Source organism: Thermocatellispora tengchongensis (assembly GCF_014202315.1).
GTDB lineage: Bacteria > Actinomycetota > Actinomycetes > Streptosporangiales > Streptosporangiaceae > Thermocatellispora > Thermocatellispora tengchongensis.
The window spans coordinates 88,786-104,696 of record NZ_JACHGN010000033.1 but is presented as its reverse complement, the minus strand read 5'-3'; the positions used below and the strand labels follow the sequence as shown (position 1 = coordinate 104,696).

Annotated in this window: 11 protein-coding genes and 1 pseudogene; 4 read left to right on the top strand and 8 right to left on the bottom strand. The window is 68.2% G+C overall.

What is annotated here, in order from left to right; all coding sequences use genetic code 11:
- A pseudogene (locus HNP84_RS47150) lies at positions 1-85 on the top strand (IS5/IS1182 family transposase); the annotation flags it as partial.
- A 621-nt stretch (positions 86-706) separates the two neighbouring features.
- On the opposite strand, the gene HNP84_RS47140 reads toward HNP84_RS47150, so the two are convergent.
- Complete coding sequence (locus HNP84_RS47140; RefSeq protein WP_185056662.1) at positions 707-1,420, bottom strand: hypothetical protein; 714 nt, start codon at positions 1,418-1,420, stop codon at positions 707-709.
- Between the two features lie 949 nt (positions 1,421-2,369).
- Here HNP84_RS47140 and HNP84_RS47135 point away from each other — a divergent pair.
- Complete coding sequence (locus HNP84_RS47135) at positions 2,370-2,738, top strand: hypothetical protein (protein ID WP_185056661.1); 369 nt, start codon at positions 2,370-2,372, stop codon at positions 2,736-2,738.
- A gap of 157 nt (positions 2,739-2,895) precedes the next feature.
- On the opposite strand, the gene HNP84_RS47130 is transcribed toward HNP84_RS47135, so the two are convergent.
- The 3 genes from HNP84_RS47130 to HNP84_RS47120 form a co-directional block, all read right to left on the bottom strand.
- Positions 2,896-3,141 (bottom strand): hypothetical protein, encoded by a 246-nt coding sequence (locus tag HNP84_RS47130; protein ID WP_185056660.1) that lies wholly within the window; start codon positions 3,139-3,141, stop codon positions 2,896-2,898.
- 155 nt (positions 3,142-3,296) lie between these two features.
- Positions 3,297-4,532 carry a ThuA domain-containing protein gene (locus tag HNP84_RS47125; protein ID WP_221337653.1) on the bottom strand — a complete coding sequence of 412 codons (1,236 nt, stop codon included), beginning with the start codon at positions 4,530-4,532 and terminating at the stop codon, positions 3,297-3,299.
- Positions 4,533-5,302: 770 nt separating this feature from the next.
- Positions 5,303-6,010 carry a FadR/GntR family transcriptional regulator gene (locus HNP84_RS47120; RefSeq protein WP_185056659.1) on the bottom strand — a complete coding sequence of 236 codons (708 nt, stop codon included), beginning with the start codon at positions 6,008-6,010 and terminating at the stop codon, positions 5,303-5,305.
- A gap of 257 nt (positions 6,011-6,267) precedes the next feature.
- Here HNP84_RS47120 and HNP84_RS54440 point away from each other — a divergent pair, with 257 nt between their 5' ends.
- Together HNP84_RS54440 and HNP84_RS47110 are read left to right on the top strand one after the other, a co-directional pair.
- On the top strand, positions 6,268-8,250 hold the full coding sequence (locus HNP84_RS54440; RefSeq protein WP_185056658.1) for an alpha-L-fucosidase: 1,983 nt from the start codon (positions 6,268-6,270) through the stop codon (positions 8,248-8,250).
- 290 nt (positions 8,251-8,540) lie between these two features.
- On the top strand, positions 8,541-9,974 hold the full coding sequence (locus tag HNP84_RS47110) for a glycoside hydrolase family 43 protein (protein WP_221337652.1): 1,434 nt from the start codon (positions 8,541-8,543) through the stop codon (positions 9,972-9,974).
- A gap of 546 nt (positions 9,975-10,520) precedes the next feature.
- Here HNP84_RS47110 and HNP84_RS56580 read toward each other — a convergent pair.
- The 4 genes from HNP84_RS56580 to HNP84_RS47090 form a co-directional block, all read right to left on the bottom strand.
- The gene (locus HNP84_RS56580) at positions 10,521-11,396 is read right to left on the bottom strand and encodes a carbohydrate ABC transporter permease (protein WP_221337651.1); all 876 of its coding nucleotides are present in this window, start codon (positions 11,394-11,396) and stop codon (positions 10,521-10,523) included.
- Complete coding sequence (locus HNP84_RS47100) at positions 11,393-12,340, bottom strand: carbohydrate ABC transporter permease (RefSeq protein ID WP_221337650.1); 948 nt, start codon at positions 12,338-12,340, stop codon at positions 11,393-11,395. Before HNP84_RS47100 ends, HNP84_RS56580 begins: the two co-directional genes overlap by 4 nt.
- Positions 12,341-12,403: 63 nt before the next feature.
- Complete coding sequence (locus tag HNP84_RS47095) at positions 12,404-13,723, bottom strand: ABC transporter substrate-binding protein (RefSeq protein WP_185056657.1); 1,320 nt, start codon at positions 13,721-13,723, stop codon at positions 12,404-12,406.
- A gap of 60 nt (positions 13,724-13,783) precedes the next feature.
- On the bottom strand, positions 13,784-15,877 hold the full coding sequence (locus HNP84_RS47090; RefSeq protein ID WP_185056656.1) for an alpha-galactosidase: 2,094 nt from the start codon (positions 15,875-15,877) through the stop codon (positions 13,784-13,786).
- Positions 15,878-15,911: the final 34 nt, after the last annotated feature.

Sequence of the window (15,911 nt, the reverse complement as noted above, 5' to 3'; positions counted from 1 at the left end):
GCGCTGCTGCCCGCACCGCGCCACCACGATCGTGCAGGCCATCCTCGTCCTGCAGCTCATCGAAGAAGGTCGCTACTCAGGATGAAAAGTGCTCACTATCTGAGCACGCAGGTCCACGCCTCCAGCAAGAAGTTCGCCGGGTTCATCGACGGCGAGCCGGTCGCCTTCCTGGCCTACCGCCACTTTCAGCATCCGCACACCCGCAACCTGAAGATGGAGCACAGATTGGTGGTTTTGCCGATCCGGCCGGCTGCTGGACGCCGAAGCGGGGCACCCAGCGCAGGCCGCTGCCCGGCGCGCGGGCGATCAAGGTGAGCGTGCCGGGCCGGCACGGCGACATCCCGGTCGTCGGTCTTGACCTGGAGGCCCTGTCGGCGCTTCTGGGGGTGCGTCATCGGCTGATGAAACTGGGCGGGCTGCTGTTGGGGGAGAGGTCGCTGATCGACTGCGGCAGGATCCAGGCCGCCGTCGTCACCTCGGACACGGGGGACCTGACCACAGGGGACGACGTGACCGGGGAGACGGACGCAATCGGCCCCGGCTCGCAGTTCCGGTGGCTTGCACCTCACGCCTTCGGTGGCGGTCGCCGATCCGTTCTCTCGCGCAGTGCTGGTCTCCACCTCGGCGACGGGCACGGACGTCTCGTCCAAGGTGGAGATCCGGGCTCGCGGTGCTTACCTGTAGGTCGAGGTCGGCGTTCGTAGAGCTATGTTTTCAGTCTCAATCCCTTGCGGGTCGCGCGGCGTGCCAACTCGACTAATTGGTGCACCGTTTCGTTGGTCAGGGACACGACTTCCTCCTTCGCTTCAACGCTCTTGAGTGCGAGTGTTGCATGCTCACCTTCTCCGGCCCCTTTTATCGCTTCCTGTGCCCAGTCGGAAAGTGCATCGAAGTAAATCCACCGATCGGCGATGCGTGTGATCGCAAGATAAGATTGCACTATTTCTTGCTCACTGCGCGCGAAAACTCTGATGTAGTCTGTGCTCAGGCGACGAAGCTCCTCTCCGACCGAGATGTAGAGCGCGTTGTACCTCGACGCGTCCACGCTTTGGGACGTATGCAGCACGTTGGCAACTTGCTTGACCGTTGTAGCAAATTCTCCGCTTGAGCTGGTGACGGCACCGATCGCCTTCGCTGCAAGGGTTTCGTGATCCTCCGACCTTATGGAGCATATTCGGCTCAGCAGGACGGCTACAAAAGTACGAAAGGCGAATTCGGATTCTTTTGCCCTTCGGTTCTCTAGGTCCCGGTTCAGCAGCCCTTCGATCATGAAGGCAGTGAATACCGCCCCGATCAAAATCCAAAGAAGTTCTTCCAGTGCATGTTGCGCGGATTTTAGATTTGGGTAGGCGAGAAAGCCCAGGGATGCGGTGGCTACCAGTAGGATGATAAGAATATGCGTGCGCGTTAGTTTGCTCATGCCGGACTCCACGGTGGACGTAGCTGTCATCTCAGTCTTCATCGCTACGGCACCGGTGATCGTGACAGGGCCTAGCTATCGGGTGTGACCGATACAGCAGAGTCGGCAGCAGTCGGAAGCTGGTAACGCCGGGAGGAGCAATTTTCGATCTTCGCCTGGTCGTTTACGCCGCCTTCGGCGATCGGCTCGGCATGCTCCCGCACCCACTGGCCGTCGAGGCCGGCCGGCCGCTCAACGACGTACCGAGCTTGAAGATCGCCTACACCAATGCGGCTACCGGCGCGGGCCTCCTCGGCCAGCCGGGCGAGATCGCCGTTCAGTGGAGCACAGACGGCACCACGTGGACCGAGGCGCGCTGCAGAACTTGGCCGAGCAGGGTGTGTGCGACTTCCGCATGTCCGGCCGCACTGTCCAGGTGTTCAACCCCGCAGCGCGACCCGGCGTCCGAGCCTGGCCCGGTGGACCTGTGGTACGTGCGCGACATCGCCGAGGCACCCGACGAAAGGCACCTTGGAGGACACCGCATCGTCGGTGCTGGTGGTCGGCGACAACGGGCTCGTCAAGATGCTCACCCACCTCGCCGCAGTGCAACCGTGGGGCATGGGAGCAGTACATCGGCGCTGGTGGCGTCTCAGATGAGGGCACCGCGACGCTCCTCGCGCAGTCCGTTGGATCGAAGCGGCTGGCTGCCCCCGACCTGCTCGCGCCGATTCGCGCCGCGCGGCTCGACCCGGTGCGAGTGCTGGGGCGGCGTATGTCGGTGGAGTGGCAGCGAGTCTCGGCGGAGAGGCTGCTCGCACCGACCTTCGAGATGAAGCCGCCGGCGACGTCCGTCGGCATGCGGCCGCTGACGACATGAGGCGGTTCGCCACTGACCTTGACCTCCGCGCCTGGCGTGGTGGCTCGTCCATTTCAAGAGGGCTTGTGACCGAGGGGTTTCGAGGGCAACGTGATTCTCACGGCGGCCGGAGTGGTCGTGCTCCTCGCGGCCGCCGCCTCTGGCCTGTACGTGCTGCTCGTGCAGCCGGGCCGGAAGCTGTCGCAGATCGCCGAGAAGTTCGGCCAGTTCTGGGACGACTGGAACGGGGTGGAGGATCGCCCGGGTATGCCCGGTCGGCCGGGGGTGATAGTGCGGCTGGAGTCCATCGAGGAGCAGCTACGGCCGACCCACGGTACGTCGCTGCGGGATGCAGTGAACCGTACGGAATCTGTGTCCGCCGGGTGGGCACCCAAGGACATCATGCAGGCGGCCGACAAGGTCGCTTCGGCCTTCCAGACCTCGACACAGCTCGCCGTGCTGGAACCGGTGACGCGCTGATGCGGTGGCCGTACACCGAGAAGCCGAAGCACATCGCGCGCACTCCGGCCGCCGGCGGTGGCGGTGCCACTGGTCGTCATCGCGGTCGGCGCGGTGCTGGTGGCGCTGGAGCCGGCTCGGCGAGGTCGGTCTCCTCAGGGTGGAGTTGCTGTCTCCTTCACCCGGGCGCGTAGCCCGGCCAGAGGATGGGCAACTCGTGGGAGGCGTCGGCGGTGAAGCGGCGTCGCCGGTTAAGGGCCTTGCGCAGGTGCTCCCGGAAGCGTTGCGGCTCCTGGACGCGGGTGTGCTCCACGTCGTGGAGACGGGCTCGAGTCAAGGACTGGGAGACCGGCGCGCTCAGCGGGGTGACCAGCGTACGCTCCTCACCGGAGACGTGTGGGGCCGGTCGAAGTCGGGGGATCACGCCGCAGCCGCGTCATCGGCCGGGCACGAGCATGGGCAGATCGCCCGGAAGCGTATCCGGGTGGCGATCAAGGCCGGGGTGTTCCGGGCGGTGGGGGGACGATCGCCCGGAACACCCCGGTGGACGGGGGGTGGGTCACCCGTCCTGGAGGGTGGTCAGTCGGTGATGTGGAAGGTGGCGTCGGCTCGGCCGATGGCGTCGTCGATCGGGTCCAGCCGCAGTGCGAAGTTGTGGTGGCGCAGATAGCGGTCCGGGTAGTTGTAGGACTGGAACGACACCACGGTGGGGTCGGCCAGTCCGGTGACGCGTTTGAACGTCGCGTCGGCCTTGAACAGCTCGCTGTCGTCGTTGCGCGCCAGGACGAAGTCGAAGCCGGTGTGCCGCAGGTAGTGTCCCGGGAACTTCACCGACTCGATGGACACGTAGTCGCCGCCGGCCGTGCCCGCCAGGCCCGGCACGATCCGCCACTGCGAGTCAGAGCTGTCGGGGTTCGCGTCGATGCGCGCATCGAAGTCGGCCTGCCGCACGTAGTGGTCGGTGTAGTTGTGCGACCGCAACCGGATCGGGTCGCCCGTCGCCGGCGGCCTGCAATCCGCGGCCAGCAGCCCGGCGGCGTAGGCGAGCCCGTTCTTCATCTGGGCCCGCATGTAGGCCTCTTCGTACGCCGTGCCCTCGTGACCCATTGCGGTGTACCAGGATCGCCCGGCGTCGATCTGCTGGCACCAGGTGATCGGGTGCGGGACGCCCGGGTTACTCCCGCCGTACGACGCCTCATCGGCCTCGATCAGGGTTCGGACGTAGGGGGCCGGGTTGACGACCCAGTCGTACCACTCGTCACTGCGCCTGAAGTCGGCCGGCACACCCTGCGTGAGCGGGTGGCTGGTGTCCTTCACGACAACGCGGCCTTCCCGGATGCCGGGGTTCTCCGGATGTCCTTCGGAGACGGCACCGACGAGGCGGGCGTAGAACGGGTTGACGTCGTGTTCATGTTCGCCAACCGACCAGCCGGCGTAGTGCATGCCCATGTAGCCGCCGCCGCCGCGGATGTAGGCCTCCAGCGCGGCGCGCTGTGCCGCGTTGAAGAGCACACCGCCCGTCTGCGCGAAGACCGCCACGTCGCGGGTGGCGAGGTTCTCGGTGGTGAAGGCCGACGGGTCGTCGGTCTCCTGGATGTTCACCGGCTGGCCGTACTGCTCGCCAAGCTGGGTGGCCAGGTCACGGACGGCCTGCCGCGCCTGCACGTTCGAGGAGTGGAAGTTGGGCTTGTAGAACAACAGGATGTTGAGCCGGCCATCATCGTGGGCAGCGGCCGGAGCACTGGCGGCGGCGGATGACGCCGCGCCGGTGGCGAGCGACAGCGCGGCGAGCACTGCGACGACGAGGGCGGACACCTTCCTGAGCGATCGACGGAAGCGTGCGGCGAGTGGCACGCGAACTGATCTGCGAGGCACTTTCATGGGGGGTCACCTTGGGGAGTCGGCTGGCATTGCGGCGAGGGCCGGTAGCGCCCTCGTAAGGCCGGCCTTGAACGTACGACTCCTGCCGTACAGAGTCAAGAACGTCATCTACACATCTGAACGATGGTTCCCGAGGGCGTTCATATATGAGAATCGTGATCGCTTGCCGGCCCGGCCTCGCCTTCGTCGAATCGTCGCGGGCGAGAGGGCTCTGATTCGACGCTTGGGACCCTTGTGGTGGTCGCGACGTCGGCACGGTGTGTTGACGTATCGCGGCCGACGGCGCCGCTCGGGCCCGCAATGCGACGAGCGTTCGGCTATGTGAACAAGGCCGGCCGCCCGTTCTGTCCGGAATGCTGCAATTGGCCGGATTTGGACGTCCTCCTTCTTGACATCAGTCTGGCACGCTGATCCAATCGTGGCCAACAACATTTCGTACGAAATTCACATAGATGAACGCTGAGTATCGGCCGGCCCGAGCACACGAGGATGCGGAAATGTGGTGCGACGACGGAACCCGCCCGGGGCCACGACGACGAGCGCGACCGTCGTCCGGCTCGGGCTCGGTCGCGACGCGTCGGGCGGGGCTGGGCCGCGCCGGCCCCGCGATCCCGGTGTGTGCTGGTGTCGGCAGCCGCGGCGGCAGGTCGCCACCGGCAACCCGGACATCAAGTGCACGATGTCCGGCATGGGGTGCCGGGACCTCACGTCGAGGGCGGCATGTCGCCGGACAGCCCGTACAAGGACTCCTCCACTCCCATCAGATGGTTCGCCATTCTGATCCAGGCCCGCTCCGGATCGCGTGCCGCGAGCGCCTTCCAGATCGCGAGGTGTTCCCCGTGGGTACGCCGGTCCGCGCCCTCCTCGTGGAGGCTGCGCCACAGCCGTGCGCGTACCGTGCGGCCGGCGAACGCGTCGAGAAGTCCGGCCAGGACCGGGTTACCGCTGTTCATGGCGATTACGCGGTGGAACTCGATGTCGATCTCGATGATGCGCTCGTGGTCGTGCGTCGCCTCGCCGGCGATCCGGATCGCCTCGTCGAGCAGCGCACGCGCCCGCGACAGTGCTTCGCCGGTGATCCTGCCCGCCGCGGGCCGCGCGGCCTCGCACTCCGGTATCCGGCGGACCGCGTGCACATGCCGCGCGTTGCCACGACCTTCGAGGTCCACGACGAACCCCATGGGGGCCAGCGGCTTCGTCACGTCGAGGTTCGTGATGTAGGTGCCATCGCCCTGACGCGTGTCGACCACGCCGGGCATCGACAGCGCGGAAATCCCTTCACGGAGGGAGCCGCGGGAGACGCCGAGGGAGTCCGCGAGCTCCTTCTCGACAGGCAGGCGATCCCCGGGGCGGAGCACCCCTTCGAGGATCATCCGTTTGACGCTGTTGACCACGTCGTCGGCACGGGGCATCGATGCTCACTTCCACCTTGATGGTGCGCGGTCGGCCTACCCAGGAGCCGATACATCTGATGATTGTGGCTGTTGAGTTACCGGCCCTCCGGTGCGCTCTGAGTTCCGGATCGGCTCTCACCTGGCTATATTGCAGATCTGCTGGTATCTGCCCAGTTCGCTGGGAGATTGACCGACTCCTTTCTGTAATCTAACGTTTGATGTATCGCGCTGTTATGCGCTGCTGGGCACCCCCCATCCCAGAGAGGATCTCCTCGATGTCCTCGTCAAGATTCGCCCTCACGCGCCGCCGACTCATCACCGCAGCCGGGTTGACCGGCGCCGCCGCTGCCACAGGCATGCTCCGGGCGGGCGCCGCCTGGGCGGCCGGCGAACCGTCCGGCTACACGCCGACCTGGCCGTCGGTCGACCAGCACCCACCGGCCCCCGAGTGGTTCCAGGATGCCAAGTTCGGCATCTACTTCCATTGGGGCGTCTTCAGCGTTCCCGCCTTCGCCAGCGAGTGGTATCCGCGGCACATGTACGAAGCGGGCCGCCCTGAGAACGAACACCACCGCAGGGTGTACGGCGAGCCCGCGCAGTGGCCGTACCACAACTTCATCAACGGCGCCCGGGACAGGGCCGGCAACTGGGTGCAGTTCGCCCCGCGGCTACGGTCCGCCGGCGGCAGCTTCGACCCGAACGAGTGGGCGCAACTGTTCGTCGACGCAGGCGCCAGATTCGCCGGCCCGGTGGCCGAGCACCACGACGGCTACTCGATGTGGAACAGCCAGGTCAACGAGTGGAACTCCGTCGCCACCGGGCCCCGGCTCGACCTCCTGCGATTGCACGCCGACGCGATCCGTGCCAAGGGTCTCAAGCTCCTCGTCTCCCTGCACCACGCGCTCAACTTCACCGGCTACTACGACCAAGTCCCGCTGCAGCCCACCGCCAGCCTGCGCAAGCTGTACGGCCAGTTGAGCGCGGCCGAGCAGCAGCAGTTGTGGTTCGACAAGCTCAAGGAAGTCATCGACGGATACCGGCCCGACATCATCTGGCAGGACTTCGCCCTGTCTGCGGTCGACGAGTCGCGGCGGCTGGAGTTCCTGGCGTACTACTACAACCAGGCCCTGGCGTGGAACAAGGACGTGGTCACCACCTACAAGGACGGTTTCAACGACCGGAACTCCGTCCATGACTACGAGCGCGGCGGCCCTGGGGACATCCGGCACCCGTACTGGCTCACCGACGACAGCGTCTCCAGCTCCAGTTGGTGCTACACCGTGGGCATCGGTTACTACTCGCTCGACGCCATGCTGCACTCGCTGATCGACCGGGTCAGCAAGAACGGCAACATGCTGCTGAACATCGCGCCCATGGCGGACGGCGCCATCCCCTCAGAGCAGCGGACGCTCCTGCTGGGCATCGGTGACTACCTTCGGCGGTTCGGCGAGTCCATCTACGCCACCCGGGCATGGGACGTCTACGGGGAGGGGCCGACGCCGATGGGCGGCGGCGCCTTCGTCGCGCCGCGGCCCGGGACCAACCGGGACATCCGGTTCACCCGCACCAAGGACAACACCGTGCTGTACGCCACCGTGCTGGGCTGGCCGGGCAGGACCCTCAACATCACGACTCTCAACGCCGACCGGATCAACCTGAGCTCCCTCACCTCGGTTCGGCTTCTCGGTCCCAAGGCCGGCAAGTACATCGACCTGCCCGATCGCACCCAGGACGGCGCCGGGCTGCGCATCACCCTGCCGGACAACGCCCCGTTCAGCGCCCCGGCGTACGTGGTGAAGCTGACCTTCGCCGGTCCCATTCCCGCTCTCGGTAGCGGCACCCCCACCGAATGGGTGCGGATCGCCAACGTCACCACCGGCCTCGTGCTGGACAGCGGCGGAGACGTGACATCGGGCTCGCAGTTGAAGCAGTGGAACTACAACGGAAGCTCCAACCTGCAGTGGCGGCTGGAGGACGTCGGCGACGGGTACTGCCGCCTCGTCAACCGCACCAACGGGATGGTGGCCGACAGTTGGGGCAACGGCGCCAGCGGCGCGACCTGCCTACAGGCGCCGTGGAACGGCGGCCACAACCAGCAGTGGCGGTTGCACAGCGCGGGCGACGGCCGCTACCGCATCGTCAACCGCGGGACCGGCACCTGCCTGGACGGCGGCGGCGACGCGACCGTCGGCGCGCGGGTGAAGCTGTGGGCGGCCGACTCCAGCACCAACCTGCAATGGACCATCAGGCCGGTGTGACGACCGCATGAGTCGCCTGCCTTGGCGGTCGCCACAACGGCCGCCGAGGCAGGGCTCCGCCTCCGCCGGATAGCCACCGGGCCGTAGTTTGTTAGCGTTCACATTTGGATGTCGCGCGCCGCTCCGGCGGTCGCCGCGGCGATCGACGTCAACGTCTCGTACGCGGCTGTCGACCGGCACCGCGGTTCACACGCCGGCGGGACAAGCCGATCGCAGTTCCCCTTCCATCACTTCCGCGCATCCGGGCCCTGTATCGGCCGCTCGTCCAACCACAACCATCGGAGGATCTCGTGACACTGGTTCCGCGGCGACTGTCGCTGATCGGTTTGATCGGCGTCGTGCTGCTCACTCTGATCGCCATTCCGGCGCGGCCTGCGGCCGCGGTCGATTCGTTCAGCGGCTATCTGATGGCCCACTTCACGGGGGAGGGCAGCTTGACCGGTGAGCAGGTCTACTTCGCCACCAGCACCGACGGCCTGCACTGGACCGACCTGAACGGTTCCCTGCCGGTGCTGACTTCGACCGTGGGTGAGCGGGGCGTCCGCGACCCATCGCTGGTGCGGTCGCCGACCGGGGACAAATTCTGGCTGCTCGCCACCGATCTGCGGATCGCGAGTGGCAAAGGCTGGCACGTGGCGGCGCACGAAGGCAGTACCTCACTGGTGATCTGGGAGTCCACGGACCTGGTGAACTGGTCGGAACCGTGGCTGGCCGACGTCGCCGGCAGCATTCCGGACGCTGGTTGCGCCTGGGCGCCGGAGGCCATCTACGACCCGGCGAGGAAGGATTACATCGTCTACTGGGCCACCATTCGTCCTGACAAGTCGCGTATCTACTACTCGCGTACTCGTGACTTCCGTACGTTCAGCGCTGCGCAGGTGTACATCGAACGGCCCGGCACGCAGGGCATCATCGACACCCAGATCCTGGAGATCGCGGGTGGTGTCGGCGGTTACCGCTACATTCGCGCCTCCGCTGACGGGCAGATCACCATTGAAGGAAGCAACCAGATCCTGTCCGGCTGGACCCGTCTGGGTGACCTCTCGGGGCTGGGCCTGACCGGTGCGCAGGTCGAGGGACCGTTCCTGAAGAAGTTCAACGACCGCAACGAATGGGCTCTGTGGGTCGACCGGTACGGCGGCGCGGGTTACCTGCCGTTGACCGCTACGAACCCGGCCGCACCCAGCGAGTACCGTATCCGGTCCGACTCCGAGTTCGAGATGGGCGCCAGCACCAAGAGACACGGGTCGATCATTCCCATCACGCAGGCGCAACTGAACGCGCTTCGTGCGAAGTGGGGCGAGACTCCCGCGGGAGTCAACCGCTTGCAGTCGTACAACTTCACCGACCGGTACGTGCGGCATGCCGGCTTCGATGCGCGTCTTGACGCCGACCCCTATATCTCTGACTCGCAGTGGCGGATCGTGCCAGGTCTGGCGAACCCGGCCGGCGACTACGTGTCCATCGAGTCGGTGAACTTCCCGGGTTACTACCTGCGGCACACCGGCTTCGACTTCGTCCTGGCGCGCAACGACGACAGCGAGCTGTTCAAGGCCGACGCGACGTTCAAACGCGTCACCGGACTGGCCGACCCCACCGCGGTGTCGTTCCAGTCCTACAACTACCCGGACCGCTACCTGCGCCACTACAGCTTCGCGCTGCGGCTGGACCCGATCGACGACGCGATCGGCCGAGCCGACGCCACCTTCCGCATCACCAGTTGATCATCCTTTGGGTGTTCCGGGCGGTCGTCCACCGCCCGGAACACCCGGCGCCCTCACCCTCAGGAGACAGCGGAGCGGCCGGCGTCGGCGCCGTTGTTCTGCTCGTGATTGACATGTCCGGGCCGGACGTCGATCGTCGCCGGAGCCCTGGTGCGGCGTCGGGCTGGTCGAACGCGGTGTAGCGCCATCGAGCCGATACGGCGCGCGGCGGTGGGCGCAGGGCCGGATCAAGGCGGTGCTGAGCCGTGGGCCCGCCTGCGCGCCGCAGGCGGGTGAGTGGCTGGGCAGACGTAGCCGCGACCAGCCCGCACGGTGCCGCTCACCTGCGGGGTGACGCCGCCGCACGCGCCGCTGGACCCGGTGCCCGACCTGGTGTTGCCGACCCTCGACGCGCCGCCACCGCCTCGGTCTAGACGGTCCCGGGCCGGCACCGCGCCGACCGGCCGGACGATGGCATCGCTGTGCGGGAGGGGGCCGACCACGTCGGTGCGGCGGCGTATCTCCTTGCTCAACCGCTGGTCATCGGCCGGGACAGTGGAAGGCGCCCTACTTGACGGCGCCGCCGGTGATCCCGGAGATGATCCTGCGCTGGGCCACCGCGAACACGACCAGCAGCGGCAGGCTCATCAGGATGATGTAGGCGAAGATGAGGTGCCAGTTGTCGAGATAGAGCCCGGCGTTGGCGACCTGGAACAGGTTCAGCGGGAGCGTGTCGAGCCTGCCGCCGATGACGAAGAAGGCATAGAAGACGTCGTTCCAGACATACAGGCAGATCAGGATGGTCGCGGTGGCCAGCACCGGCCGCAGCAGGGGCAGGATGACCGAGACGAACACCCGCACCGGGCCCGCGCCGTCCATGCGGGCGGCCTCCTCCAGCGCGATCGGCACGCTGCGGACGAAACCGGTGACGAAGAAGATGACGGTGGACATGTAGATGCCGGTGTAGACGCCGATCATGCCGAGCGGGCTGCCGGCCAGGCCGAGCTGGCGCAGCAGGAGCACGATGGTGACGACGGCGGGCGGGAGCACGATGCCGCTGATGGCCAGCGCGTACAGCACGGCGTTGAGCCTGGTGGCGCGGCGGGCGAGGACCCAGGAGGCCATCGAGCCGAGCGTGAGCACCAGCGCGACCGACGGGGCGACGACCAGCAGGCTGCCCAGCAGGGCCGCGGGCACCTCGCCCTGCTGCCAGACCTGGGCCAGGTTCTGCCACAACTGCCAGCGCGTGGGCAGGGACAGGTCCGGCGACAGCGCCTCGGCCTGCGACTTGCCGGCGGTGACGACGACCAGCCACAGCGGCACGCCCATGACGAGCACCACGAGCGCGATGACGGCGATCGGCCGGAGCCGGGCGGCGAGTCCTCGTGGCCGGGGTGGCGGGGTGCGGCGGTGGGTGGTGGGGCCGTAGGAGGGGACGGTCACAGGATCTCCTCCCTTTTGCGCAGCAGGCGGATGACGGGGAAGGCCAGCAGGGCGACCATGAGGAACAGCACCAGGCTCATGGTGGTGGCCTGTGCGAACAGTCCCTGGCCGAAGGTGCGGTAGATGAAGATGTTGAGGATCTCGGTGCTGCGGGCGGGTCCGCCGCCGGTGAGCGCCTGGACGATGTCGAAGCCGTTCATGGAGCCGAGCAGCGCGGTGGCGACGTTGAAGGTGACGGCGGGGGCCAGCAGCGGGAAGCGGATGGACCAGAACGCCTGCCAGGGGGAGGCGCCGTCGATGTGGGCGGCCTCGGTGACGTCCTCGGGTATGGTCTTCAGCCCGGCCAGGTAGATGAGCATGGACAGGCCCATCCACTTCCAGGCGTGGATGATCGCGGCCAGGACGAGGGTCCAGGTGGTGCTGCCCAGCCAGGCGATGCTCACTTGCTGGCCGGTCAGGGCCGAGAGCAGGTCGTTGAGGCTGCCGTCGGGTTTGAGCAGGGCTTGGAAGACGTAGCCGACGGCCAGGGCGGACATCAGCACCGGGATGAGGAAGATCAGGCGGGCGGCGCGGTTGAGCCGGGTGTCCTTCTCCAGCAGCACGGCCAGGCCGAAGCCGAACAGGTTCTGGAACAGGGCCACCAGGGCGGCGTAGAGGAGGGTGATGCGCAGGGCGCCGAACAGGGTGCCGTCCGACAGCAGGGACGTGAAGTTCTCCAGGCCGACGGGGCGGATGTCGCTTTTGAAGCTGGACCAGTCGGTGAAGGCGTAGATGAAGTTGAACAGGGTCGGCAGGAAGAAGAAGACGAACAGGATCGCGAAGGCGGGGGCGAGGAACCACATGGGGTGGGTGCGGTCGCGCCCGGTCGTGGCGGGCGTCTTGCGCCTGGCGGGCGCACGGCGTTCGGTGGCCGGGCGGGTGAGCGTCTCCTGACCGGTCGGCACGAGCGGCTCCTTGGTGGTGGAAAGCGGCGGGAGGCCGGGCCGCCTCCCGCCGGGGTGGAGGGGTCAGAAGCCGGAGGCTCCGGCGGCCTTGGCGAGCTGGGCGAACTGCTTTTGGGTGGCGGCGGCCACCTGCTCGGGGGTGAGGCTGCCGGTGATCATGTCGGCCAGGTTGAGGTACAGGTCGGGGTTGGCCACGGCGAGCGCCTGCATGGACCCGACCGCGGTGCGGAGTGAGGCGTGGGCGTCCAGCAGCGCCTGCGGCACGCCGTCGGGGGACGGCACGTCGGTGCGCAGCGAGATGGTCTTGCGGTCGGTGACGAAGGCGGCGTACCCGGGGCCCATCCAGTACGCCAGGAGCTGCCGGGCGGCGGCCTCGCGCTTGGGGTCGCCGGTGCGGAAGGCCACCAGCGCGTTGGACTGGTCGGGGATGAAGGTGCCGACGTTGCCCGACGGCGAGATCGGGAAGAAGCCGATCGTCTCATCCAGCTCCGCGGTGCCGGCCTTGGCCTGGAGCTGGCCGAAGAACGAGTTCACCTGCATGACCATGGCGGCCTTCCCCGACAGCAGCGCCTGGCCCTGGTCCTCGAACGTGGCGGTCTTGATGTCGGCGTTGAACAGGCCCTCGTCGATCAGCGCCTTGTACTTCTTGATCGCCTCCAGGACGGTGGCGTCCTGGAAGGTCTCCTTGCCGGTGTTGATCCGGTCCCACAGCCCGGTCTTGGCGGCGTCGGCGAGCTGGACCTGCACCCACCACTGGGTGGCCCACTTGTCGCCGGCCATCTCGAAGAACGGGGTGACGCCCTTGCCCTTGAGCGTCCGCGCGACCTCGACCATGTCGTCGAAGTTCTTCGGAATCTCGGAGATGCCGTTCGCGGCGAAGACCTTCTTGTTGTAGTAGACGCCCTCGACGGCCGGGCTGGTGATCAGTGCGGCGTACCGGGTCTTGTCCAGCAGGCCGGTCATGTCGCGCAGCTCGGGGGAGAGGCTGGAGATCCAGGGGGCGCCGTCGAGCGGCTGGAGGTTGGCGCGGGCGTTGAGCGCGGTGAGCATGGACGCGGTGGGCTGCCAGAAGGCCAGGTCGGGTTTGTCGCCGGTGGCGACCTTGGTCTGCACGCCCTGCTCGTAGGGGTCGGGGATGGTGACCACCTCGACCTTGGCGCCGGTGGCCTGGGTGAAGGCGTCGGTCACGGCCTTGGGCACGGTGTTGCTGTTCTGGGCGGCCCAGATGGTGAGCGTGACACCGTCAAGGCGGGCGGTGGGCGAGGGCCAGGCGGCCGGGGTGTCGTCCGCCGCGGGCGCGGCGGGCCCGGCGGAAGGGTCGCTGCACGCCGCGAGGGCCAGGAGGAGGGTCGCCGCGGCGGCGACACGCGGTACGAGCTTCACAGTTCGGCGTCCTTTGTCCGTGTTCGGCCACCAGTGGCATCGAACATCTTCTTCGGGGGGTCAGTGCGGGCGAAGGTGCAGGATGCGGGCGGTAGGGGCGGGGATCGCGGCGGTGACGGTCAGCTCCGCGGTCCGCGGGTCCCACGTGTGCGTCCAACCGCCCGTGGCGGGGAAGGCGACGTCCACGTCCACGGCGCGGCCGGACAGGTGCGGCAGGGAGAGCACGGTGGTCTCCGCGGCCCCGGGACGCCTCCAGAGGCCGAGGTGGGTGGTGTCCCCCGCACGCAGGCCGAGGGCGAGCCACGGGTCGTCCCAGCCGGGCAGGCCGAGCGGCCAGCACGGCGCGGCCCGCAGCAGGTCGGGGCGGAGGCCCTGGTGGAGCCGGACGCCGTCCCGTACGAGGGCGAGCTGCTCAGGGGTCATCCGGTGCAGGTTGCCGGACAGGTAGAGGCGGCCCAGGACGCCGGTGCACATCGTGAAGGCGATCTCCTCGTCCGTCATCTCGGGCTGGGGGTAGGCCCAGTTGGCGGCCTGCTCGGGCAGCATCGCCAGGGGCGCGCTGACCGCGATCGGCGGGTAGCGCAGGAAATCCTGCTGGTCGCTGGTGGACTGCACCTGCATCCGGGTCAGCAGCGCGTAGTCCACGCGCATCCCGCCGGAGCCGCAGTTCTCCAGCACCAGGTGCGGGTGCCGGTCCAGCACGCCCTCCAGCCAGGCCAGGTGGGCCCGGTTGTGCGCGAGCAGCCCGGCGCCGACGCTGGTGGCGTCGCGGTCGGTGCCCGCGCCGGGGTCGATGTTGTAGTCGAGCTTGAGGTAGCCGACGCCGAGTTCCTCAACGAGCCGGTCGACCACCTGGTCGAGATGCCTGACGGCGGCGGGGTGGCGCAGGTCCAGGTGGTAGCGGCCGTGCTCGACCACCCGTACGCCGCCGCGCTGGAGGAACGCCTCGGCGGGCAGCTTGTCGGCCATGGGACTGCGCACGCCGACGACCTCGGGCTCCAGCCACAGGCCGGGCGTCATCCCGTGGCCGGCGATCCGGGCCAGCACCTCTTCCAGCCCGCGCGGGAAACGGGTCTGGGAGGGCTGCCACTCGCCCACGCTGTCCCACCAGTCGCCGCCGTCGTCGTACCAGCCGGCGTCCACGCAGAACACCTCCGCGCCGGCCGAGGCGGCGGCGTCGACCAGGGGCAGCAGCTTGTCCGTCGTCGGGTCGCCCATCAGCGTGTTCATGTAGTCGTTGAACACCACCGGCAGCGTGGCCCGGTCGGGGTGGGGACGCCGCAGCGCGCGCCGGTAGGCGGTCAGCGCCGCTGCCGCGCCCTCGATGCCGTCCGGGGAGACGGCCACCGCGACCGGAACGGTGGTGAACGACTCGCCGGGCCCGAGCCGTTCGCTCCACTGGTGGTGAAGGTCCGTGGGGCCGGACAGGGCGACGCACACGCCGTCCACTCGGTCGCCGACCTCCCACCGCCACGCGCCGTTGTGCTCGATCTGCCACAGCCACGTGTGGCCGGTGCGCCGGTCGGTCAGCCCGCCCATCGGCACGTACTCGCCGCTCGACCAGGTGCCCGAGCTGGTCACCGCGAAGGTGCTCTTGCCGTGCTGGCCATGCCCGGACAGGTCGAGGTCGGGGAGGTGCTCGGCGAGCGGCCGCCGGGTCCAGCGGTTCTCGCCCAGCCACTCGCTGGCCGCGTGCAGCACGTCCAGGTCGTCCGCCGGTCGGTCGAGGAAGGCCGCGGCGAAGGAGGGGACGGCCAGCAGGAGCACGGGCTCCTCGCCCGTGTTCGTCACCCGGACCGACGCCTGCACGGCGGCCACCCCGTCGGGAGAGCGCAACGTCAGCTCGGCGGCCAGCCCGGACGCCTCGTCCCGCAGCCGCACCCGCAGCTCGTGCCAGCCGCCACCGGCCGACCGCTCCGACCCCGCGTACCGCAGCCGGGCGCCCACCGCCGTCTCCGTCAGCCGCTGCGCGGCCCTGGCCTTGCCCTTGCCTGGGATCAGGATCTCCACGACGGGCGGGGCGACCCGCCCCCGCCCGGTGGCCGGGCCGGCCGACAGCTCGCGCAGCCCCACCGGGCGATCCGGATGGATCTCCAGGACGGCGGTGAGTCCGGCATGGCCCCAGCTCAGGGTCTCCACGACCTCAGCAGGCATCGAACAACTCTCTTTCGTATGATCGCGAGTTGGG